Annotated in this window: 14 protein-coding genes; 7 read left to right on the forward strand and 7 right to left on the reverse strand. The window is 33.1% G+C overall.

What is annotated here, in order from left to right; all coding sequences use genetic code 11:
* Positions 1 to 187: 187 nt before the first annotated feature.
* The 6 genes from ACFFLS_RS13550 to ACFFLS_RS13575 all read right to left on the reverse strand — a co-directional run bounded on the left by ACFFLS_RS13550 (position 188) and on the right by ACFFLS_RS13575 (position 10,444).
* A complete protein-coding gene (locus tag ACFFLS_RS13550) occupies positions 188 to 3,118 on the reverse strand; it encodes a triple tyrosine motif-containing protein (protein WP_379682117.1) in 2,931 nt (976 codons plus the stop codon).
* Positions 3,119 to 3,394: 276 nt separating this feature from the next.
* Complete coding sequence (locus ACFFLS_RS13555) at positions 3,395 to 4,546, reverse strand: hypothetical protein (RefSeq protein WP_379682118.1); 1,152 nt, start codon at positions 4,544 to 4,546, stop codon at positions 3,395 to 3,397.
* A 166-nt stretch (positions 4,547 to 4,712) separates the two neighbouring features.
* Positions 4,713 to 5,351 carry an HAD family hydrolase gene (locus tag ACFFLS_RS13560; protein ID WP_379682119.1) on the reverse strand — a complete coding sequence of 213 codons (639 nt, stop codon included), beginning with the start codon at positions 5,349 to 5,351 and terminating at the stop codon, positions 4,713 to 4,715.
* Between the two features lie 26 nt (positions 5,352 to 5,377).
* Entirely contained in the window at positions 5,378 to 8,383 is a 3,006-nt protein-coding gene (locus ACFFLS_RS13565; RefSeq protein WP_379682120.1) for an AAA domain-containing protein, read from the reverse strand.
* 48 nt (positions 8,384 to 8,431) lie between these two features.
* A complete protein-coding gene (locus ACFFLS_RS13570) occupies positions 8,432 to 9,505 on the reverse strand; it encodes a hypothetical protein (protein ID WP_379682121.1) in 1,074 nt (357 codons plus the stop codon).
* A gap of 3 nt (positions 9,506 to 9,508) precedes the next feature.
* Entirely contained in the window at positions 9,509 to 10,444 is a 936-nt protein-coding gene (locus tag ACFFLS_RS13575) for a hypothetical protein (RefSeq protein WP_379682122.1), read from the reverse strand.
* Positions 10,445 to 10,640: 196 nt separating this feature from the next.
* On the opposite strand from ACFFLS_RS13575, the gene ACFFLS_RS13580 reads away from it, so the two are divergent.
* Positions 10,641 to 11,804: a BT3233 family polysaccharide utilization protein gene (locus ACFFLS_RS13580; protein WP_379682123.1), complete on the forward strand. Its 1,164-nt coding sequence runs from the start codon at positions 10,641 to 10,643 to the stop codon at positions 11,802 to 11,804.
* A gap of 96 nt (positions 11,805 to 11,900) precedes the next feature.
* Here the strand turns inward: ACFFLS_RS13580 and ACFFLS_RS13585 are convergent, their stop codons facing one another.
* Positions 11,901 to 12,956, reverse strand: a complete 1,056-nt coding sequence (locus ACFFLS_RS13585; protein WP_379689443.1) for a substrate-binding domain-containing protein — start codon at positions 12,954 to 12,956, stop codon at positions 11,901 to 11,903.
* Positions 12,957 to 13,183: 227 nt separating this feature from the next.
* Between ACFFLS_RS13585 and ACFFLS_RS13590 the strand changes: the two genes are divergently transcribed.
* The 6 genes from ACFFLS_RS13590 to ACFFLS_RS13615 all read left to right on the forward strand — a co-directional run bounded on the left by ACFFLS_RS13590 (position 13,184) and on the right by ACFFLS_RS13615 (position 25,171).
* Positions 13,184 to 13,633 (forward strand): NanQ anomerase/TabA/YiaL family protein, encoded by a 450-nt coding sequence (locus ACFFLS_RS13590; protein WP_379689445.1) that lies wholly within the window; start codon positions 13,184 to 13,186, stop codon positions 13,631 to 13,633.
* Positions 13,634 to 13,764: 131 nt separating this feature from the next.
* Positions 13,765 to 14,577 (forward strand): SDR family oxidoreductase, encoded by an 813-nt coding sequence (locus ACFFLS_RS13595; RefSeq protein WP_379682125.1) that lies wholly within the window; start codon positions 13,765 to 13,767, stop codon positions 14,575 to 14,577.
* Positions 14,578 to 14,701: 124 nt separating this feature from the next.
* Positions 14,702 to 15,886, forward strand: coding sequence for a mannonate dehydratase (gene uxuA / locus ACFFLS_RS13600; RefSeq protein WP_379682126.1), 1,185 nt, complete (start codon positions 14,702 to 14,704; stop codon positions 15,884 to 15,886).
* 234 nt (positions 15,887 to 16,120) lie between these two features.
* The gene (locus ACFFLS_RS13605) at positions 16,121 to 17,749 is read left to right on the forward strand and encodes a hypothetical protein (RefSeq protein WP_379682127.1); all 1,629 of its coding nucleotides are present in this window, start codon (positions 16,121 to 16,123) and stop codon (positions 17,747 to 17,749) included.
* A gap of 110 nt (positions 17,750 to 17,859) precedes the next feature.
* On the forward strand, positions 17,860 to 21,951 hold the full coding sequence (locus tag ACFFLS_RS13610) for a two-component regulator propeller domain-containing protein (protein WP_379682128.1): 4,092 nt from the start codon (positions 17,860 to 17,862) through the stop codon (positions 21,949 to 21,951).
* A 217-nt stretch (positions 21,952 to 22,168) separates the two neighbouring features.
* Positions 22,169 to 25,171 (forward strand): SusC/RagA family TonB-linked outer membrane protein, encoded by a 3,003-nt coding sequence (locus ACFFLS_RS13615; protein WP_379689447.1) that lies wholly within the window; start codon positions 22,169 to 22,171, stop codon positions 25,169 to 25,171.
* Positions 25,172 to 25,175: the final 4 nt, after the last annotated feature.

Raw genomic sequence — 25,175 nt, forward strand, 5'->3', positions numbered from 1 at the left:
TCATATAAAACCTTCACCTCATAGGAATGAGGTTGATATTTTAATAATAATCCGACAATATTAACAAATAAATCAGGCTAGACTTACATTTTGGGCTACGGTTTGACTACGGTGTTTATAAAAAAATTGTAATAAACAGCTCTCAAAAACCGTAAAACTACCTAAGATTTTACTTTGTAATAAAAAACTAAAAATTAAGAATGAATTCTGTTATGTTTGTATCAGATGGAAGCTTTAACTTTTTGCGTATTCTGTATCGGGTATCTTCAACACCTCTTACAGAGATTCCTAAAAGCGGAGCGATTTCTTTTGTATTGAAATTCATTCGCAGATAAGCACACAATCGCATATCTCGCGGCGTAAGTTCTGGGTAACTTTGTTTGAGCCTTTGCATAAAATTATCATGTAGCTGATTAAAAATCTCCTCAAACTCATTCCATTGTTTATCGCCCTGCAATTCGTGATCAATCAGTTTGTTTATTTTGGTTAACAGACTAAAGTTTACATTCGGATCATTCTTCTTATCAATCTGACTTATGAGTTCTTTTATCGAAAGCAGAATTTCATTTAAATGAATAATATTCACGGTACTAGAAGCGACTTTAGCATTTTTCAGATTAATCGTTGCTTCAAGATTCTCGCGTATAATAGCCATGTTTTCATGTTCCATCGTAAGTTTCTGTTCGTTAAGCTCTGCACGACTTCTAAGCAGTTCCTTTTCCTGATTCTGGATTAACTGATGGCGTTGTCTTCCTGCAACTGTTTTTTGGTATTTAACAATCAAATAAATCACGAAACTGTAAAGTAAAAAATACAATATATAAGCCCACATCGTTCTGTACCAAGGCGGTAAGATTTTAAAACGAAAAACGGCTTCTTCGCTTGCTACATCGTAAATGTTTTTTGCACGTACATGAAAAACATATTCTTTTTCGGGAAGATTGGTGTATTCTTTTTCTGTTTGAAGACTGCAATCCGACCATTTGGGTTCAAAACCCTCCAGCCAATACTCGTATCTAGTCGCTTCAGCTTCATCATAAAAAAGTGAAGCAAAAGAGAAATGAAGAGCATTATTTTTATATGACAATACTGCCGAAAATTTATCATCAGCAGATTTATTAAGATTTGGAAGGACATCATATCGACTTGAAAATAATAGACTATCCTTCGGTATAATGCATTTTACTTCAGAAATTACGGCTTTGTATTTTGTCTGATATTTTTTGTTTTTTATTGAATTGTAATGAATTAGGCCGTCCTGAGTTCCAAAAAAAACATCTCCGCTGGTTGTAGTCTGAATATTTTCAAAACCTGGAACATATAAATAACGAAGTTTTCTAAAAGGCAGTTCTTCGACTTCAAAATTACCATTAGCTTTTCTAATCATTTTTCCAGTATTTTCTCCAGAAATGTACCAGATATTGTTTTGACTGTCCTGTTTTAAAAGACGGATATGATTTTCGAGTCCCAAATATTTTTTAAAAACAGGATCAGCAAACATTTTCTTTGAAGCCTCATTCTGTTTATAAACTCCTTTTGTCGTTCCAAAAAGAATCTGTTTGTCAATCTTAAATGTATTTAAAAACAAACTCGAAGGAAAACCATTTTTCTGATTATAAAACTGAACATCCGAAACAGCATCAAATGCCGTATTCAATTTAATTTTAAAAATACCTTTATAACCATGTGCAATCCATATAGCATTATTGGAATCCGTTTCAATTACACGGCTGCTTTCTTCAAAACCTTTTAATTTATGCTGATAAACCCACGATCCGTTTATATTCTTTAAAAGATACAAACCTTTATAACCTCCTACAAGCAGTAAATCAGGATGATTGGGTACCAGAATTCCCTGCCAAGCACCATCTATTTTGGCAATGTTTTTAGCTGTATTTCCTGAAACTTCAAATATTCCGTTTTTCTCAAAAGCCAAAAGCGAGTTTCCGAAAATACCAATATTCCAAACATTTTCTGACATTCCAGCAATATGCTGAAAATGGATGTTATCCCGTTTTCCTTTTTTATACGCTTGCCAATCGAACCACAACAAACCATTATCTGTCGCGATATACAATTTATCCTGATAAATCTTGCTGCAGTATATTTTGGTTTCAGAATTTGAAGCATCCAAAATTCTGGATAAAGGCGATGAAATCTGAATCAGCGAAATTCCTTCTTTTAATATTACCCATAAATTGTCTTCTCTATCAACTTTAAAACTAGTAACATAATTATTCTGAAGTCCTTTTTGTTTATTGATATGTTGGATTAAATGTCCTTCACCATCTATAACTATCAAACCAGTCTGACGCGTTCCAATTCCAAAATACCCATTAGAAAATTGAATTCCGGTTGAGATTTGATGTTGCTTCAATAAATAATCGACTTCTGTTGCAAATGGTTTTATCTGATTTTCTGTATAAAGAAAAAGTCCTTCCTGTTGGGTAAACAATAAAAGCCCTTTTTTTGTTTTAAAAATCTTTCTAATCTTCATTCCGGCAAATTTTTCTCCATTTGGAAACGGAACCAAAGCATCGTTCTTTAACTGTACTAAACCTTTGGCATTATCAGAAACATAGATTTCATTCCCTGATTCAAAAAAATCATCAAAACTAGATCTTGACTTTAAAACATTGATTTTATTATTCTTATAAATAAAAATCCTTTCGTCAGAAAAAAAAATAATTTCATTATTTCGAATCACAGTATGCGTAACATCTCCAAAATTTCTATCCGAAGCAGAAAGTAGCTTTACTAAAGATGTATATCGATATTGGCCATTTGATAATTGAACAACATAACCAAAATCTCCTTGAGCACCTACATACATTTTATCATTCTTGTCGATGGCGAGAGAGCGAACCATACTGCGATTTTCAGGCTGCGTAATAATATTCCATCGAACGCCGTCAAACTGCATGATTCCAAAATGATTGGCAAAAAACATCATACCTTTTGAATCCTGAATAACATCCCAGTTTTCAGAAGCCGCTTTATAATTTTTTGGACTGTAACTAGTAATAAACGGAACTCCAATTTTTTTAATTTGAGAAATAACAACCGGAGAAATAAGCGATACTAATAAAACTAAAAATCTAATTCTAAATTTCGTCATTTTGTTTCTGTCTGTAGGTTACTCTGCAGTCATTGGGAAACTACAGCATTAAAAACAACCCTTTGGGAGAAGTCGTTTTTTAGGCAAAAAACATTCTTTTTTTAAATGTATCAATAACAATTATTCATTATTACCAAACCAAAAAAGAGAATATCGAAATTCAAATATATAAAATTTTATTTTAATGCAACAAATTACATTTGCTAATAAGAATATCAAAAATGCAAGAAATTATCTTATAATTCAAAATCGTAACCGGTTATTGAGAACTAAAATTTAATCCTGATCTGTTTCATAAACCGTATTATCGACCATGAACTTTTGTTTAGCGCGATGAACAAAAACATTATCTGATTCTGCTCCTAGTGCGCGCTGTGCTGGAGTAAGTGTATCATAAAGAGATATTATTCTTTCTTCATAATGTAAGGCAGTAAAATCTTTTTCTAATCTTTGAACAGCTTCTTGGTATACCTCCCAAATTATAGGGTTGGTTTCTTTATGCTGCTTTTCTAAAAGTAACGGAATTGCTTTTTTACAATTTAAATCGGCCAAAGCAAAAATCGCAAATATTGGACTTAAGTTTTCATCGTTCTTTAGAAAACGCAACGGTTTAGATGTATTTTTTTCAAGAATCCATTTTGTGTAGCGCGTTTGGTGTACATAAACTGCATCTGGAGAAAACTTACGTTCTTTTTTGATAAAATTTTCTAAAATATTTAAATCAAAAGGAGTTTGGAATTTTGTTAACAAAACAGCTATAAAACCTGCTGTCTGTTTCATTTGATAATTTCTTTTTCTTTTAATGGAGAAAATATAAATTTCAAAAACTGTAGAGGTAAAATGCTCTCTTGACTTTACATCAAAAGAAGAAAGTGCTTTTGCAAGTTCAAGCAATGTACTTCCATCGGGATCTTTGCTGGTACTTGTTTTTTTTGTATCATTTTCTGAGGCATATTTTTTTACATAATCAAACGCAGTTTCAAAAAACAATAAAATTTCTTTGCTGAACAGAGAATTTTCATAAGCACTTACCAAAGCAAAAAGCACTTCTGAGTTGACATACTGCTGCTGAAAAAAAATAAAATCCTCTCCTTTCAAAAAGTCGTTTGCATAAGCCAGCACTTTTTGAAATATATCTTCTTCTTCGAGACCAATCAACACATCATAATCACGGTCATACGACACATCAGCGAGATTTACAATTAATTCTTTTAGATTTTTATCTTTAGAAGTTTTAAAATCAGCTATTGCACGTTTTAAGTAATAGCTTTTAAGCTCTTTTCTAAATTTAAAAAATTCATTAAAATCGTTTGTGTAATTTTTATAATTATAGGAAAGAATTTTTTCTATAATTAATTTGTAATCCGATTCATGTTCTGCCGCAAATTGTGCAATTTCTTTCTCAATAGCTATTTGATATTCTTTCATTTCCTTAGTCTAAAATTAATTTTGCATGTAAGTCCAAAAGCAAATTTAATTTTCGGTTTCATTAAAAGAATCACTATAAATAATGATTTTAAACACTAAATCCGACAGGTTTTTAAAATCTGTCGGATTTAGTCTGAAAGTTTCTTTAAAAACTGAATTATCAAATCTAAAATTTCAAAATCTCAGTCAGTTCCTTATAACTATGAAAAAGGGTCGCTCCTTCTTGTTCTAAATCTTCATTATTGAAACCGTTTGCAAAACCAAAGACTTTAAAACCTCCGCTTACTCCTGCCTTAGTACCAGCCGCACTGTCTTCTATTACGATACAATCTTTTACTTCAAAACCCATTTCTTTAGCTGCGTGCAAAAAAATTCCTGGATCAGGTTTCCAGCTTTTAATAACATACGAGCTAAATATTCTGCCTTCAAATCTGTCAAGAAGTCCTGCAAGTTCAAGATTAAGCCTGATTTTTTCAAGAGGACCGCTCGAAGCCGTACAATACGGTATTTTTAGACTGTTTAAAAAATCAACAATCCCTTCCATTGCTTTCGTTTCTTTTTTAAAAGCTTCAAAACTTCTATCTCTGTAATTCGATTCAAAATCTTCCGGAAGTTTTGTCCCGATTCCTTTTTCAATCTGTAAAAAACAATCTTTTAAACTGCGTCCGTTAAAATAACGATAGGCATCTTCCAAATCCATTTCGAATCCGTGCTCTTGAGCCATTGACAGCAATATTCCGTTTCCGATTTTTTCTGTATCTACCAATACTCCATCACAATCGAAAATAATACATTTAACTTCCATACCTTATTAATATATTTCTCCCTTAATTAAACCTTATCATTATAAATCAAATGATTCGCTAATATTCCAGAAGGTATTTTTGATTGTTTGTTTAATATTTCTGTATTTGCAAAAACAATAAAATTATCCTTTGCTCTAGAAACTGCAACATTTAACATATTAGGTTTGTTATCTCTGTCAAAAAACATTGTTCCCGAATCGTTTTTTCCATAGACCATTGAAAATAAGACAATAGGTCTTTCTGCGCCTTGCAATGCATGAACTGTTCCTAATTTTAACAGGTTAACATCAAAACCAGCATTTTTCAATGCGTTACGTAAAGTGTTTTTTTGTCCTACAAAAGGTGTGATAATCCCAATAATATTTTCAATTCTCTCTGATATTTCATTGTTTTTGTATTTTGACTCAATGCTCTTTTTATTGGAAATCAGCCAATTTACAATAGCATCTACTTCATTTTGATTATATCTACTAGAATTTAAAATTTTTGATTTACCTTCTACATGGATGCAATACATTGGAGGAAATAACAAATCATTAGGAGCTTTCCCTTTAAGAGCTTTCAATTGTCCATTATATGCTAAAACATTACAATACTCAATTATTTCATTATAACAACGTCTATGCTCCAATAATGTCAAACCTTTCTCTTCAAAATTACTTGATTTAACATTGCATGCATTTTGAGCTATTTTCATTATGCTCCCAGTAGAAGATAAAAATCCTTTAAAATCATATTCTTTCTCGTAAATTCCATCATCATAACTCTTAATTATCTCGCTCTTTTTAAGATTACCTATATCAATTTTATTGGAAACATTCCAAATTGGCTCAATTTGTTTGACATCTCCAACAATTACTGCTTGTTTAGCAAGAGAAAAGGTTGCAACACCAACTTCTGGTGTTACCTGTCCAGCTTCGTCAACCAGCAATAAATCTACAAAATCATAGAGTGGTGGATTATCAAAAAGATTAGTTCCGTCTTCACTTTGTCTGAAAAATTTATAATAACTGAAAAATTTTGGAGCCATATAAAATGTACTAACAAAACAAGGTGTTAACATGGCCTGACGTTTCCATCTATTTTTAACAGCGTCAATGCCTTTTTTCTTAAAATTAGGATCTGTTAAATCTGTCTCTAATCTCATAAGCCATCTACCTTCCCAATAGTGCAAAGCTAATTGAAAAGACTTATGGCGAAGGCTGACATCTAATTCATCGTAAAAACAATTTGGTTCTGCCTTGTTTTTTATCTTAGCATATTCAAAATTCCAATATTCATCTTCATTCTTTGGAGGATTTCCAATAATTGAATTTTTAACTTTCCAATCTTTCCACTTTTTTACAGAGTTTGAAATTGAATCAGCTAATCTTATTTTTTTATCAATTGTGTCAAGAACATCAATCTTATTATATACAAAATCATTTGTTTCTTCTATTAATGAATCCCGCAACAAAATTCTAATCTCTGATTTTCTATTTTGAAGAGCTGATTTAAATCTAAAAAAACAAAACAGTTTTCTAAAAAATGGCTCATTATTAAAGTAAAAGATATTTTTTTCTTCCAATTTTTTAAGTTCACTAATATCTGAATCAAAATAAGATTCGTTTAAAAGTGTACCTGTATAATATTTATCTTTAATTGCTTTCGGAATATAGTATTCATTCTGGAATTGGTTTTCCATATTTAAATAATCATTCCAAAAAGCAGAAGCTTCTTTTAGATTATTTTCAATCTTAATTATCTCATTTCTAAGTTCAGTGGTTACTGATTGAATATTTAAGATTTGCTTTTTTAAGTAAATTTTGCTTTTTTCAATAAAATAGTCCTTCGCTTCTTTCAGATAAGATGGGTTTTCTACATTATTAAACAATCCTTCGCCATCTTCTTTCTTGTAATTAATCCCCTTTAATTCTTCTACTGTTTTTATTTTTGATGATAAATAAGTTGCATATCCATCAATTTCAGGAATCCATCTTCCTTGTAAATCTCCTTCTCTTGTATTTGATTTAGAAAAACTATCTATAATATTTGTAACAGCCTGGTTATTTGTCGAACAAGCGAGAATTAGAGGTGCTTCACCACCTTTAATTGCACTTTCAACTATTTTATTTGCAACTATACTCTGCAATAACGTAGTTTTTCCTGTTCCAGGAGGGCCGTTTACTGCAAAAACTTTATCATTACGCTCTAAAAAAGTATACAAGCTTTTTCTCTGTGAAATAGAAATAGAATGTTCATATCCCATTTGTCCTAAATGCAGAAAATTAGAATCTATAAATTGCTTTACTTCTAATGGTGGATTTACATTCTTGTTTTCTAATGTAATGAAGTGCTTTAATAAACTTGGAATCTCTTTTTCTTTTAATATTTTTTCGTACAATTTTATTATACCGACAGCTGCATTAATTTCTTCATTAGGCAAAAGAATAATTCCGCTTTTTAACGTTTCATATCCTGTAGATACATAATCTTTAAAATCTTGGTCAATTGCCAATTTAAAAACATTTTGCAGGTAGTTTACATAATCCGAATAGTTGTCAAATTTTTCTTTTCCTACAGCAGTAGCTTTATCAATATTTTCTAGAGATCCAAAAATGAACTCTGTACGCTCATCAGCAAGCGGTTCTAAAAATTTTCTTTGAAAAATGGGAAAAGTATCATCTGGAACATTTAAATTACCTAATCTATCTACTTTTGCAAAAAACCAAAAGGGAAATTTTGGATTTTTATCCTTTAAATACACCAAGTTTTCGGTTGTAGGCTTAATTTTAATAGGAGAAATTAAAATGTGGATATCAGCTAGAGAAACCCAATTTTCACTTTCTTTATTTGTGATTCCTTTTTTTTTGTTTAAAATTTCTTCTTCAAAATCTATTAACTTATTTATTTTTCCAAGTTCATTTACAACAGGATTTTCTATATTAAAAATATCAACTTCAAAATGTTTTAGGTTTTTAATATCAATATCACTTTTCAAAGAGTCAGATAAGTTTTTTTTCCAATATGTAAGCCATTTTTTATATTCCATTATAAATATATTTAGTTACATTCATTTAAATTTTCAATATGAAACAATCTACTTTATTTGTTTTATTAACCTATCTAAAATTAAAGAAAATTCGTCAGCTTGATTATAGATTTTAATAAACACAGATTTAATAGTTTCTTTATCTATTTCAATTCCATTAGATTGTGGAGTTAATCTCAAAATTTTCTCAAATCTTATGTTTAGATTTTTATTTCTTCCAATAAAAATAATTCTTTTATTAGTAAGATATAAACTTCCAGAATCGATATATTTTGTATAAACTGTATTGTTTGTTTTTTGAGTATTTAAATAAAATCTTTTTAGTTCTTTAACATTAGAATTATAATCAACAGGTTTGTGCTTATAATTTTTTAATTCATGCCATTGAGCCGAATCAATTTTGAAATAACATAGCTCTGATTTTTGAATTTCAATATTACATGAAACAGTTGGTAAAGGTAAATTTTGCAACTTCCAATATAAATGCAGTCTTGCTAATTTCTCTGTAGTTTCTTTATCAAACTTTAAATCTATTCTAAAGCTCTCAGCAATATTTTGCAGCTCTTGTTCTTTATTTGGCGTAAGCTCCAAATCTCTAATTATATTATTAGCATAATTATGAATAAACCCCATTTTTACATCATTCGAAATTCTATTTACCGTTTGCTTTGGTAACTCTAAATCATTTTCAATCTTTTCTAAAAAATCCTCCTCTCTCCTTATTAATCTGCCATTTGCAATCGCTTTCTCAAAAAAATTCTTGTAAACAATCTCTCCAATCTTGTGGTGCAGTTCTTTAGCTGTACTATCATTTAAAGACAGAATCAAACGAAGATGATTCAGATTATCAAAATCTTCATCTTTTAAATTTCCTTCTTCAAGACAATGATTTAAATAGACAGCGTAAAACTCCTCAAGATTTAACTTAAATTCGTCTTTAAGTATTATTTGATAACGTTTTTCGATCTCTGCAACTCTTTTTTTAGAAATTTCCGAGATGGGATAAATTGCTAATAAGTTATTTAACTCAATTACACTATTCTCTATCGGTAATTGTTTAAATAATTTTTGAAAAAAACTAGGTTTTACCAACGGAACGTTTTGGAAAATATTAACTCTCATAACTTATTCGTATTTTCTATATTCTTCATAAACTGGTTCGCTCCAATTGCAAACTCCTCCATGGTGTGAGCAAGTTCCTCTACCGCTTGAACTTGAAGTAGTGCCATCACAACAGCGAGTTACATAGTATGCTATACGTTTTTTTATCGGATTGATTTTATCGTGAAGCTTCTCCGCATTTGTATCCCCCAATTTAACCGCTGTTTTACAATCTACAACAGCTTCACCAATTTTACCTGTTTTGCTATAACAAACTGCTCGTTTATAGAAAAAAATCGCATTATCATCATCATCGCTAATTAAAGTATCCAATAAAGGAATTGCTAACTTATATTGTCCCGAGTCAACAAAATCAAATGCTTTTACTTTGGCTATATTATTTTCTTCAACAACAATTTTCTCTTTATCTTCAGGCAATCTAGCAAAAAAAGAAGCTTTATTTAGTATCCTTTTAGCTTCAACTGTCTTATGTATATCTACCTGTTTTTTACTTTCATTTATAAAGAAAATAAGACTATCTTTTCTAATTTTTTCTTTCTTTTGGAATTCAGCTTTCAGTTTTTCTTCTTGTTCAATTTTAAACTTTAATAATTGAGCTTCTTTTTTATCTAATGAATCGTAATGTCCTAAAAGCGGGAGAGAAAATAAAAAAATTATGACACCCGAAAAAGATTTAATCTTTGTCGTTAAATTGAAACGAAACTTTTTCTCTAGCCAATTATGACCTGGAGGTAAAATCATAAAACCAATTAAGCCAAATAATAATGTAAGTATTAAATGTTTTAAAAATGACAATGCAATTAACATAAAAAATAAACCGCCAATCCATCTTAAAACATTCTGAAAAGAGCTCACTTTTTTTGGTTTATGAATATTTCCTTTAAAATAGTGTCCTAATACTTTTGATTTGTCTGGAATTAAATTGGGTACATATCTCATCTTTTCATTTTTAAAAATTTAATAGCCAAACATAAAAAATACTATAAATTAATTATTATGGTTTTCCGTAACAAAATAATTTAAAATTCAACATTCCGTACAGAATTACTCCAATTCTGTATTTCCATTTCATTTTTGATTTGTACTTTTATAAAATCCTATCAAACCTATTTTACAAATTAAAAAGTCTTACATTTTGAAAAAACACCTTTTAATCATAACCATTCTGACAGCCAATTTTACTGCATTTTCTCAGAATAAAATCATAACAGTTACCAATAATTTAAAAGTTGACAGAGAATTTGAAACCATCGAATTAACAAAAAAGTCTCTTGGATTAGCAGCTAATATTAAACTCGAAAATTATGTAATAAAAAATGGCAATACATTTTTAGAAACTCAAACAGTAGATAATGACGGAGACGGAATAGCAGATGTTTTATTGTTTCAGCCAAAAATCAAAGCTTCATCAAAACAAGATTTTGAAGTTTTAGTGGAAACAAATCCTTCAGCTTCAAAAAAAATCAACTGTTTTTCTCGCTTCGTACCAGAACGTACAGACGATTACGCATGGGAAAATAACAGAGTGGCTTTTAGGACTTACGGCCCTGTGGCACAAAAAATGGTCGAAGACAATATTCCAGGCGGTACATTAACCAGCGGAATTGATGCTTGGCTAAAAAAAGTCGATTATCCGATTATTGATAAATGGTATCAAAAAATGACTTCTGGAGCTGGAACTTATCATAAAGATACAGGCGAAGGTCTAGACAACTTTCACGTAGGTGACAGTCGCGGCGTGGGCGGAATTGCAGTAAAAGCAGATGGAAAGTATTATTTCTCTAAAAACTTCATCAGCTGGAAAACGATTACCAATGGACCAATCAGAACGAGTTTTGTTCTCACTTATGCCGATTGGGATGCCAAAGGCAATAAAATAACCGAATCAAAATTAATCAGTCTGGATTATGGAAGCCATCTTTCAAAATTTGAAATCACTATTACCGGAACAAAAGAAATTGCTGCAGGATTGACTCTTCACGATAAAAAAGGTACAGTTGAAACCAATCAAAAACAAGGCTGGCTAAGCTATTGGGAACCTATTGACGATTCTGAAATCGGCTTGGGTTTAGTGGCTCCAAAAAATACTTTGCTAAGTTTTGACAATCATGCAACAGACGAAAAGGATTTAAGCAATTTGTACGGAACTATTTCTGTTAAAAAGAACAAAGCCGTTTACTACGCAGGCTTTGGATGGAAAACCCAAGGATATTTTGTAACAAAAAAATCATGGGAAAATTACTTAAGTGCTTTTGCTGAAAAGATTAATAATCCTCTGATTGTGAAGGTTAATAAATAAGTTTTTTCTGCCACTAAAGCACAAAGACACAAAGGTTTTTTCATACAAATTATACCTGACAGTTTTTTAAAATCTGTTAGGTATAATTTGCAATCTTTACTTTCGAGCAGGAGAATAATTCTCTTTTACAATAATCTCAAGCGGAATATAATTTGTACGGTCTGTTTCTTCCTGAAGCACTAATTTTTTGTATAAATAATTAATTCCCAAATAGCCTTGTTTTTCTGGTCTTTGATTGATTAAAAAATCGATTATTCCTTTATTCAGATAATCAATATTTTCATTTAGTAAATCATAACCTATAATACGGAGACCTTTTATATTGTTTTCCTCCAAAAATTGAGCAACTATATATGCCCTCGAATTGGGAACAAAAATGCTGTTTATTCCAGAAAACATTTCCAAATTCATTTGGTTAATTCCTGAATCTTTAATGGTAATCTCAGAAAATTTAAAATTGGTAATTTCCTGATGGTCATTAAAATAAGAATAAAAACCATCTATTCTCTGAAGATAAACTGAAGTACTTTCAATTTCTCGAGCGATTTTAAATATAAGGACTTGTCGTTCATTCTTTTCCGCAAAACTAATTAACCTTCCTGCCAAATAACCGCTCTGAAAAGCGTCTTGTCCCACATAGGCATGATCGCTGCTTTTAATATCTGAATCAATCATTACTACAGGAACGTTTTTCTTTTCAAACTCTTTTAAAAATCGAACTGATTCTTCATAAAAAATAGGAGCAAACAAAAGAGCATCACATTCATATTCAAGAACTTCTTTTATGGCTTCCTTAAATGAAGCCACATCAAAATCGTAAAAGAAATAATCGAGCATGATTCCGAATTTACTGTATTCTTCCTCAGCTTCCATAATTCCTTCTATCTGGCTGCGCCAATACTCAAGATTTTCATAATGCGGCAGAAAAACAGCAAAACGAAACTTCTTGTTCAAAGCCAGATTGCTGGCTAGAATATTTCTTTTGTAGTCGTGTTCTTCTATTATGGCATTTACTTTATCGACTGTTTCTTGCGCAACCTGTCCTCGATTATGGATGATTCTGTCTACTGTTCCTGCCGAAACACCTGCTAAAGCTGCAATTTGTTTAATTGTTATAATGGCATTTCTATTTTTAAGTTGAAAAAATAACATTTAAGCACCTTTATTTTACGTCTAAAAAAGTTGTTTTGCTTAACTTTTTATTTACATTTGTAATTGTCCGTGTGCGTACACGCAAAAATAAACATATGTTTCTAAACTATCATGATTTTTGTAAAAATTTATTTTTAGACGCAAAACCGACAATTGAAATTATCTGTGACTTAAAACAACTGAGATTTAGAATAAAAACTTAAAATTCAACATAACAAAAAAATATAATGATAATAGATTCTCTACAAAATGCATCAAAATATTTTGGGCTTCATCCAAATTTTCAGAAAGCCTTCGAATATGTAAACCAAACCGATATTGCTGGTCTTGAAGCTGGCGTGATTGAAATCAGCGAAGGCTTAAAACTGATTGTAATACATGGAGACGGAAACTCTAGAGAGGAGAGCATTAAAGGATTTGAATGCCATGATAAAAATATTGATATTCAGATTTCGATACAAGGTCCTGAAACTTTTGCATGGAAACCAAGAGAAAAGTGTATTAGTCCGAACGGCGATTACAGTGACGAAAGAGATGTTCGTTTCTTTCACGATAAACCGGATATGTTTTTTGAACTTCAAGAAAAACAATTTGCCATTTTATACCCAGAAGATGTTCACGCAGCTATGATTGGCGAAGGTTTTATAAAAAAACTTGTCTTTAAGGTTAAAATCTAAAAAATCCAATATTTGAAATTCCAAATTTGTAGTTTGAAATTCCAATTAAAAACTTAAATAGTAAACTAACCATAACCATACTTTTATTTCTCAAAATTGGAATTTAAAGTATTGAAAATTAAAAATCAAAAATGGATTCAATATTCAATCTAAAAGGAAAAATTGCACTGATTACAGGAGGCGCAGGAGTTTTAGGAAGCCGATTCGCAAATGTTTTGGCGCAACAAGGAGTTATTGTCGGAATCGTTTCGCAGTCGCTTGAAAAAGCAGAAAGCACTGTAAAAACTCTTGAAGTAAACGGCGGAAAAGGATTTGCTGTTCAAGCGAATGTCTTAAATAAAGAAGAAGTAGAAAAAGTAAGAGATTTTATTGTTGAAAAATACGGACGTCTTGATATTCTAATTAATGCCGCAGGCGGAAATATGCCTGGGGCAACGATTCAGCCAGATCAAGCCGTTTACGATATGAAAAGCGATGATTTGCAAAAAGTTATTGATTTGAACATTATCGGAACCATGCTTCCAACTCAAGTTTTTTCTTCACTTTTTGCAGAGCAGAAATCAGGAAACATTATCAACATTTCATCGGCATCGGCGCAAAGACCTTTAACGAGAGTGGTTGGATATTCGGCTTCAAAAGCTGCTATTGACAACTTCACACAATGGATGGCGGTTGAATTGGCATCAAAATATGGTGAAGGAATTCGTGTCAATGCCATTTCTCCTGGTTTTTTCATCGGAGAACAAAATCGTGCATTATTGCTGACTCCGGAAGGAAAACTAACCCCAAGAGGAGAGAAAATCATCGACCACACACCAATGGGAAGATTTGGAACTCCAGAAGATATTGACGGTGCGCTTTTATTTTTATGCAGCGACATGTCGAAATTTGTAACAGGAACTATCTTAAAAGTAGACGGCGGATTTGCCGCTACGAGTATTTAAAATTTAGCAAAATCTCTCCCGCAAGATTTATAAAACCTTGTAGGTATAACTATTTACAACAATAACTTTAAAATCAAACCTACAAGGTTTTTTATAAACCTTGCAGGAACTAAAAACATAAAACATGGAACAAACATTAAGATGGTTCGGACCAAATGACCCTGTTTCTTTACAAGATATCAAACAAACTGGAGCAACAGGAATTGTAACCGCTTTACACCATATTCCAAACGGAGAAGTTTGGAGCATTGATGAAATCATTAAAAGAAAAGTTGAAATCGAACACGAAAACGGCGATCCTAAAAAAGGAGCTTCTGGTTTGACTTGGTCGGTTGTAGAGAGTATTCCGGTTCACGAAGACATTAAAAAACAGACTGGAAAATATCTGGAATACATTGAAAATTATAAAGAAAGCATCAGAAATTTAGCTTTATGCGGTATTAAATGCGTTTGTTACAATTTTATGCCTGTTTTAGATTGGTCAAGAACTGATTTGTCATATACGGTTGAAGACGGTTCAAAAGCGCTGCGTTTTGATATCAATGCATTTGCTGCATTTGAATTGCATATTTTGAAAAGACCAGGCGCAGAAAACGAATATTCTGAAGAACAAAAACAAAAAGCAAAAAGTTATTTTGAAGCTATGACTTCTGAAGATAAAGTCAAATTGCAACAAAATATTTTAGCTGGACTACCAGGCGCCGAAGAAGCTTATACTGTTGAAGATTTCTTGGTGACTTTAAGCGCTTACAATCATATTGACAGACAAGCTTTGAAGAATAATCTTTTTCATTTTCTAAAAGAAATTATTCCAGTTGCCGAAAGTAAAGGCGTTTTGATGGCGATTCACCCAGACGATCCTCCTTACCCAATTTTAGGTTTGCCAAGAGTGGTAAGCACAGAGGAAGATTTAATAGAATTAATGAACGCCGCTCCTTCTCCATCGAATGGATTCACAATGTGTACAGGTTCGTACGGTGTTCGTGCCGATAATGATTTGCCCGGAATTGTAAGACGTCATGGCGATAAAATGAATTTTATTCACTTAAGAAGCACGCAACGCGACGAAGAAGGAAGTTTCTATGAAGCCAATCATCTTGAAGGCGATGTTGACATGTACGAAGTCGTAAAAGCAATTCTCGAAGTCGAAAAAAGAAACAACAGCAAATTACCAATGCGTCCGGATCACGGACACCAAATGCTGGATGATTTGAAGAAAAAAACTAATCCAGGTTATTCTGCTATCGGCCGTTTGAGAGGTCTTGCAGAATTACGTGGACTTGAAATAGGGATCAAACGATCTTTATAATTTTTTTTGCCACTAAGGCGCTAAGACACAAAGATTTTTTTATGCTAAAGATTAAAAGGATTTTGTTTCACGCAGATTTGGCAGATTACAGCAGATTTTATTATAATGAATATCTGCGAGCATCTGCTTAAATCCTTTAAAATCTGCGTGAAATAAAAAAAGAAAAACTTTGTGTCTTAGCGCCTTAGTGGCAAACCTCACAAAAAAACTAACTAACCACAACCACAAAAAACCATGATTCGCCAAGCCATTATTCTCTCCTGTGGCTTTTTTATGAATACCATATTGGCGCAGGAATTACCTAAAATTAGTACTTCAAAAACAAACTATCTTCCCGATTTTAGTTATGCAGGATACAACTTCGGCGAAAGCCAAATTCCTGAAATTAAGGGGAAAATTATTAATGCAACAGATTTTGGCGTCAAAGCCGATGATGAATTAGACGATTCTAAAGCTTTATTAAAGGCATTAAAAGCTGCTAACGCCGTTGAAGGAAATGTCATTTTACAACTGCCAAAAGGAAAAATCATCTTAAGTGATATTCTTTATATCGAAAGAAGCAATTTTGTCCTTCGAGGCGCAGGTTCTGATGCAAACGGAACTGAAATCTATTGTCCAAGACCGATGATGTATCTTAAAGATTCTGAAGTTTTGGCTGAGCTTCGCGAATACTTAACCACTTTTGACAAAAGACAGCGTGAATCCGAAAACAATATCGATCTTCCTTTCTCGCAATATGCATGGTCTGGCGGTTTTATCTGGACACAAGTTCCGGGCGAACGTGTAAAATCGTATTTGGATAAATACGAACCAGAATCTAATACGTTGGCGAAAGTCAATTCGGGAAAAATGGGCGAACATATCATTACCGTTTCAGATGTAAAAGGATTAAAAGTTGGTGATGTTGTCGAATTGCAATTATTTAATAAAGACGGTGAAAACGGCGAAATCATCAAAGATTTATATCAAGGCGCAAAAGTAAAACCAGGCTCGCATCATTGGAAATTCCCCAAACTTCCGATTGTGAGACAGCAGGTTGAAATCACTAAAATTTCGGGTTCAAAAATCACTTTAAAAACTCCTTTAACTATTTCCATTAAACCAAGCTATCAGGCACAATTAGTAGAATGGAAACATTTAAACGAAGTCGGAATCGAACATCTTCGTTTTACATTTCCAGATATTCCGAGAGTTGCACATCATGTTGAACCGGGAAACAATAGCATTTTCTTGACGCGTCTTTTCAACAGCTGGGTAAAAGACATCAAAATCACCAATGCCGACAGCGGTATTTTAGCCGAAGAAGTTGCTAACGTTACCATTCAGGATATCACGACCGATGGTTCGCATTTGGCACATTATACTGTAACTTTGGGTGGCGTGCATAATATTTTGGTAAAGAACTTGAAAATCTATAATTCAGCTGTTCATCCTTTAAGTTTCAACACTTTTGCGACTAAAAATGTTTATCAAAACTGTGAAATTTTTACAGATCCAGTTTTAGACCAGCATTCGGGAGCCAATCATCAAAATTTATTTGATAATATTACCGTTCATTTAAAACCCGATAAAAACAACAGTTACGCCTTATTTGGCGGTGGCGGTGCCGAATATTGGAAACCTTCTCACGGACCTTTCAGTACGTTTTGGAATATCAATGTTCAGGTAGAAAACCCAGACGCATCAAAATCGGTTTTATTATACGGAATGAAAGACGGCGCTTTAGCTAGAATTATTGGTGTTCACGGAAATACGAAATTTGAAATCAAATACGATGTTGATCCATACATTGAATTTTTGAACACACCAATTGAAAAAATTCCGTCGCTGTATGATTATCAATTAAAAAAGCGATTGAAGTAAAGTTCTTTTTTAATCTCGCAAAGTCGCTGACGCAAAGAAAAAATTTAAAAAAAACTTTGCGACTCTGCGACTTTGCGAGAAACTCAATTCACAACATAAATCTGTGCGTTATGAAACTAAAAATAGTAGTTTTATTATTTCTATTTGTTTTTGGAAATCTGTCCTCCCAAAATAAATACCGCCTGAAAAATTTCTCAACTACAGACGGGCTTTCGCAGAGTTCTGTTATTGCCATTCATCAAGATAAATTGGGGCAGATGTGGTTTGGGACACGCGATGGTTTGAATAAATATGACGGCAGCCGATTTACGATTTTCAGGAATGATGTTTCTGATAAATTCTCTATCAGCAATAATGATATTTTGGCTATTGAAGAAGACAATTCGGGAAAAATATGGGTGGGAACTTACAACGGACTCAACTGCTACGATCCTGTTTCTAATCGTTTTACCAGATATCTTCACACCAAAACAAATCATACCATAAGCAACAATGCTATTTGGAGCATCAGAGAAATTGACGGAGAAATGTGGTTCGGAACGTCAAAAGGATTGACAATCTACAATAAAAAATCAGGGTTGTTTGCTTCCATTTTTCATTCAGATGATGATGCCTCAACCTTGCCGAGCAATAATATTCTAAGCATTTTAAAAACCAAAAAAGGCGAAATCTGGATTGGAACCACAAAAGGTTTGTGCCAGCTGAGAAGCAGAAAAGGCGGTAGATTTTCATTTAAAAATTATCCTTTAAATCCAGTTGATTTATTGAATGTACAAACTGTTATCGAAGATCAAAATGGAAATTTATGGATCGGAACAAAAAATAAAGGCCTCTTGAAATTTGATGAAAAACAAAAGACTTTCGTTCCTTTTTTACCTGCTGAAAAATACCGTGAAATCAATACAGATATTCGATCTTTACTAATTGACAAACAAGGTTCTTTGTGGGTTGGAGCTTACGACGGAATCTATATTTTAGAACCAGACAAAAGCCTTCAAAAAATCAACAATACCAATAACGGCAACGGAATCGACAAAGTAAAGTCGGTCTATATGGATAAAAAAGGTTCTATCTGGATTGGATGTTATTACAAAGGCGTTAATCTTTGGGACATTTCGAATGTAAATTTCTCTAATTACAATCAGACTTCAAAAAAAATTCCGATGAGTTTTGATGTCGTGAGTTCTATCATTGCTGATAAAAATCAGAATATTTATTTTGGAACTGAAGGCGGTGGCATCACGATTTACAATAAAAATACCGAAGCCGTAAGCTACATTAACAGCAAAACTGGTCAAAATCATAAAAATGACATCAAAGCAATGTGCCTCGCAGATGATCATGTTTTATGGATTGGAACTTTTTCTAAAGGATTGTCTGCTTATAATACTATTTCCAAAAGGATAGAAGACAACAGAATCGCGCCCGATTTAGTTGCTTTTTTGAAAGAAAGTGGCGTATATGCACTAAAATCAGAAGGCACTACTTTATGGATTGGAACTTTTGGAAAAGGCTTAGTTCGGTATGATACTGTTAGCAAAATCTTTGAAGTTATAGGAAGCGACAATACTAAATCTGTCTTTCTAACCAACAATATTCTTCGTACACTTTTGGTTGACAAACAAAACTTTCTTTGGATCGGAACACAAAATGGATTAAACCGCATTCCGCTTCAAAATTTCAATTCAAAAAAATACCAAATACAACATTTCTTTTATGATCATTCTGCTTTGTCGGGCGACGATATCTTGACTTTGTTTCAGGATTCTCAAAACAAAATATGGGTCGGAACAAAAGCGAAGGGATTGCATTATTTCGACGGAAAAAAATTCAATCCAATCAATCTTAAAGTTGGAAATACTGTCATTACTTCTATTCATTCGATTTTAGAAGATGATTATAAAAATTTATGGATCAGCACCAATCAGGGAATTATCAAATACAATACTATTAAAAAATCGGTTGTAATTTACGATCAAAAAGACGGTTTGGCGAGCAATGAATTCAACGATAATTCAGCTTTAAAATTAGAATCAAATCAGTTTTATTTCGGAAGTCCGTCGGGAGCAACTTTCTTCGATGCGACAAAAATCTCCTTAAACCATTATGCACCACAAGTTTTAATTACCGATTTAAAAATTAAAAACGAAACGGTAAATGCACATGATAAAGATGGAATTTTAGAACGAAGCATCGGTTTTACTAAAACCATTACGCTAGATTATGACAAGGCGAATTTCTCAATCAGTTTTGCGATTCCGAATTACATTCGATCCAAAAACAATCAATACAGTTATCGTTTGACAGGTCTAGAAAATAACTGGACAACTACGAAAAACAGCGAAGCAAATTTTGCAATTCAAAATCCAGGAACGTACACGTTTGAAGTCCGAGGCGCGAATAATGACGGCGTTTGGAATCAAACTCCAACGACTTTGACGGTAATTGTAAATCCAGCTCCGTGGCGCAGCATTTGGGCATTTTTATTGTACGGAATTGTTATTGGTTTGGGTTTATATGGTTTGATTTGGATTATGAAATCGAAAGCCACATTGAAGCAAAAACTAGAATTGGAATATTTAGAAACGCAGCGAATTGAAGAAAACAATAAGCTAAAACTGGATTTCTTTACCAATATCTCGCATGAATTTAGAACGCCTTTGACTTTAATTTTAGGGCCATTGCAACAAATTCTGTCCGATTACAACGGAACCAATGAAATGTATAAAAAACTTCTGGTCGTTGAAGGAAGCGCCAATCACCTTTTGAGTTTGATTAACCGTTTAATGGATTTCAGAAAACTTGAAAATCATCAGGTTAGGCTGGAATCGGCAAACGGAAACATTGTAAAATTTACCAAAGAAATCTTTTTATCTTTTATAGAATATGCCAAAGACGGCGACTACGATTATAGCTTTGAAACAGAAAATGAAGAAATTCTGATTTATTTTGACCGCTATAAATTGGAACGCGTATTTTATAATCTGATTTCGAATGCCTTTCGATATACTCCAAAAGGCGGAACAATCAAAATTAAAATCAATCATGATCAACAACATCTTTTTATTACTGTTGAAGATTCTGGCGTTGGCATTTCTGAAGAACATATCGATAAGATTTTTGATTTGTTTTTTGAAGTTCCAACACACAATCAGGTTCAGAAAAACTACAATAAAGGAACCGGAATTGGTCTTTCTATCGTAAAAAACATTGTTGAACTGCACAAAGGAAAAATTGATGTTACGAACAAAACGACTGGCGGCGTAACTTTTAAAGTGACTTTACCACTTGGACGCGAACATCTTTTGGACAGCGAAATCATTCCTGATTTTAAGATCAGCGACGATATTGCACAATATGAAGCTCAATTGGAAACCTCTGAAGTTGTCGAAAATGAAGACATCGAAGATTTAATCGTAAACGAAGAAAAGCAAACCATTCTGCTTGTTGAAGATCATAAAGTTTTGAGAAAGTTCATGAAAAATCTCCTCAAAAATGAGTACAACATTATTGAAGCAGAAAATGGCAAAATTGCTTTAGAAAAAGCCTTAAAAATTGTTCCGAATTTGATTATAAGCGATGTCATAATGCCCGAAATGGTTGGAACGGAGCTTTGTTCAAAAATAAAAGAAAACATCAAAACCAGTCATATTCCTGTAATCCTGCTAACTTCAAGATCCTCATTGGTTTATAAATTTGAAGGATTAGAAAGTGGCGCCGATGATTACATCAGTAAACCATTCAATTTAATGGAATTCAAACTTCGTGTTAAAAACCTTCTCAACACAACCGAACGTCTGCGAATCAAATTTTCGAGCGAAGACAGTTTTATTCCTTCAGAAATAACAGTTTCTTCTTTGGATGAAGAACTTTTGAAAAAAGCATTCAAAATTGTAGAAGAAAACATTTCAAACGAACAATTCGATATTCCGTTTTTCTGTTCAGAATTAGGTGTCAGCAGAACCATGTTATTTTTAAAAATCAAAGCTTGGACGAACTGCACGCCAAATGAATTCATTCACGAAATCAGGTTGAAACGCGCTGCTCAATTATTAGAACAAAACAAATTGACTGTTTCAGAAATCAGTTATAAAGTCGGGTTCAATAATCCGAAATATTTTAGCAAATGCTTTCAGAAAAAGTATGGAGAAACTCCTTCTCAATTTGCAGACAAATTTTATAGATCTTCTGCAACAAATTAAAAAATCCTCTATTTTAAAGGCTTAAAAAAGGGTATCTGTATTTTTAGATACCCTTTTTTGTATTTCTGTTTCTCATTTGGCTTCTACATTTGCTGAATGAAAATCAAAAAAACAAACTTCTTATTTCTGCAGATTCTATTTGTCATTATCATTATCGGAATGAGTTTATTGCTTTTCTACTTTATCTAACTTTTATAACCTTAAAACCAAAAAATGAATGTCTACAAAACAAAAAACCAAACCGTTTAAATGGTGTTTACTGGTATCTTTTTTACTGGTGAATATCGTGATTTACGCACAGGATCGAAAAGTCATCGGAAAAATAACTTCCAGTGAAGATTTACTCGGACTTCCGGGCGCTAATGTGTATATTAAAAATTCTTCTGTTGGCGCTTCTGCCGATATGGATGGAAATTATACTGTAATCGTAGGAGACAAAAATGCTGTTCTAGTTTTCAATTTTGTCGGATTTCAAACTGTTGAAATTCCGGTTGGAACTAAAAACGTTATCAATGTTAGCTTAAAACCAGATACAAAAGCGCTGGACGAAGTAATTGTCGTAGGCTACGGAACTCGTAAAAAGAGCGATATTACAGGCTCAGTTTCGTCTGTCACAGCAAAAGAACTGACAGCTTATCCTTTATTAAATGCAGAACAGGCTTTGCAAGGACGTGCAGCGGGTGTTTCGGTAATGACCAATAATGGCGGTGAACCGGGAGCTCCTGTAAAAATCAGGGTTCGTGGAGGAACTTCTATCAATGCCAGCGGTGATGCGCTTGTAGTAGTCGATGGTTTTGCAGGAGTTGCTATGCCGGCTCCTCAGGATATTGCTTCTATTGAAGTTTTAAAAGACGCTTCGGCAACAGCAATTTACGGATCAAGAGGTTCAAATGGAGTTATTATGGTAACGACAAAAAAAGGAAAACCTGGAAAACCAGTAATTGAATTCAGTAATTCGACTTCGATTCAGTCAGTAAACAACAAACTTCATTTATTAAATGCCGACCAATTTGCGACTTATAGAAAAAGCTTTACTACACACACGCAAGGTCCCGCAAACACAGATTGGCAAGATGTTATTTATCGTGATGGAATGATTTCTAATACCCAGTTATCTTTTTCTGGCGGATCTGAAAATGTAAGGTATTATGTTTCTGGAACTTATTTCAATCAAAATGGAGTTGTAATCAATTCAGGAATTGACAAATACACCATTGTTGCCAATCTTGAAGCCGATTTGTCACCAAAATTTAAAGTGGGCTTAAACACTTTTACAAGCAAACAAAACAAAGATGGAATCGTAAGTCAGACAGGTGCTGGAGGAACAGGGGCTGCAGGTGTAATTGCTTCTGCCTATCGTTTTATGCCAGACAAAGGAATTTACAACACAGACGGAACTTATACGACAACTGCTCCGATTGGAGACGATATCGATAATCCGTATGCAACAGCAATGGAAAATATCCTAGAAACTGTTTCTATCGTAAACAGAAGCAATTTCTTTGCGCAATATCAAATTACAAAAGATCTTGATTTTAAAACTACTTTAGGTTTAACCGATAATAATTCGCAGACTGGAAGATTTATTCCTTCGACTTTAATTGCCGGAAAAAATATCAAAGGAGAGGCTTCAGTCAACAACACCAGATTCTCTTCTTTCCTGACAGAGAATTATCTGACTTTCAAACGTGAAATCATCGAGAAAGGAATGCTGACTGTCTTGGGTGGTTATTCGTATCAAAAAAACAAAAACGAAAGTTCGTATGCTGCTTCACGAGGATTTTTGACGAATACCAATTCATATAGAAATTTAGGAGCCGGAACAGTCTTCTTAAAACCAGATTCTGGGTTGTCTGAAACCGAATTGATCTCTGCTTTTGGAAGGTTGAATTTTGATTATGCCGATAAATATTTACTAACCTTTACAGCGAGACGAGATGGTTCTTCAAGCTTTAGCAAGAATTACAAATACGGAACTTTTCCTTCTGGAGCTATTGGATGGAACATTGGTAAAGAAAATTTCTTGAAAGAAAATAAAACCGTTTCAAACTTAAAACTTAGAGCAAGTTACGGAGCAACAGGAAATCCTTCGATTGGTGCCTACTCTACCCTTTCTAGATTTTCTGAAATTTACTATGTAAGCGGCGATGTGATTACAAATGCGGTACAATTGACATCGCTAGACAATCCGAATTTAAAATGGGAAACATCTTATCAGCAAGATTATGGTATCGATTTAGGTTTGTTTGACAACAGAATCAGCATGACAGCCGATTATTACAAAACGATTACCAAAGATTTATTGTTCAACAGACCGCTTCCGGGAGTTTCTGGAATTGCTTCTCAGTTGCAGAATGTTGGGGAATTAGAAAATAAAGGATGGGAATTGGGAATTAATACACGAAACTTTATTGGTGCTGATTTTACTTGGTCGACCAGCTTCAATATTTCTTCAAACAAAAACAAAGTATTAAAATTAGCAGACAACAAAGATCTTTTGATCAATTCTGCTCCTGGACATTTCCTAGCAACTGAATCACAAATTTTAAGAGTCGGACAGCCCGTTGGTTCTTTCTTCGGATTTATTTATGACGGCGTAATCCAGCAAGGAGAAACAGTATTGCCAGGAAACTTTGAAACAGCTCCCGGAGGTGAAAAATTCAGGGATTTTAATGGCGACGGAAAACTAGATTCTCAGGACAAAACGATTATCGGAAACCCAAATCCTGATTTCATCTTCGGATTTAATAATGATTTCACTTATAAAAATCTAGATTTGAATATCTTTTTTCAAGGTTCACAAGGAGGTCAAATCTTGAACTATACTTTGATGGAATTGGCTTCTGGAAACAACAACGCTACAACTGAGGTTTTAGACGCTTGGACACCAACCAATACCGATACAAATGTTCCGGCAAATGCAGCGAGAACCAAAAGAATCACTTCAAGATTTGTTTACGATGGAAGTTACATTCGTTTGAAAAACATTTCTTTAGGATACAGTTTAGACGAAAAAGTGGTTTCGAAACTAGGTTTAAGCAAAGTTCGTTTTTACATCAGCGCCCAAAATCTTTGGACCATTACAAATTATCCGGGAACCGATCCTGAAACGAATTACCTAAACGATACCAATTCAAGAAGCAATACCAATTTAGGATTGGATTATGGAGGTTATCCAAACGTAAGAACTTTTACAGCAGGATTCAATTTAAAATTTTAATCTA

Origin of the sequence: Flavobacterium procerum (assembly GCF_042431625.1) — a bacterium.
In the GTDB taxonomy this organism is placed as follows: domain Bacteria; phylum Bacteroidota; class Bacteroidia; order Flavobacteriales; family Flavobacteriaceae; genus Flavobacterium; species Flavobacterium procerum.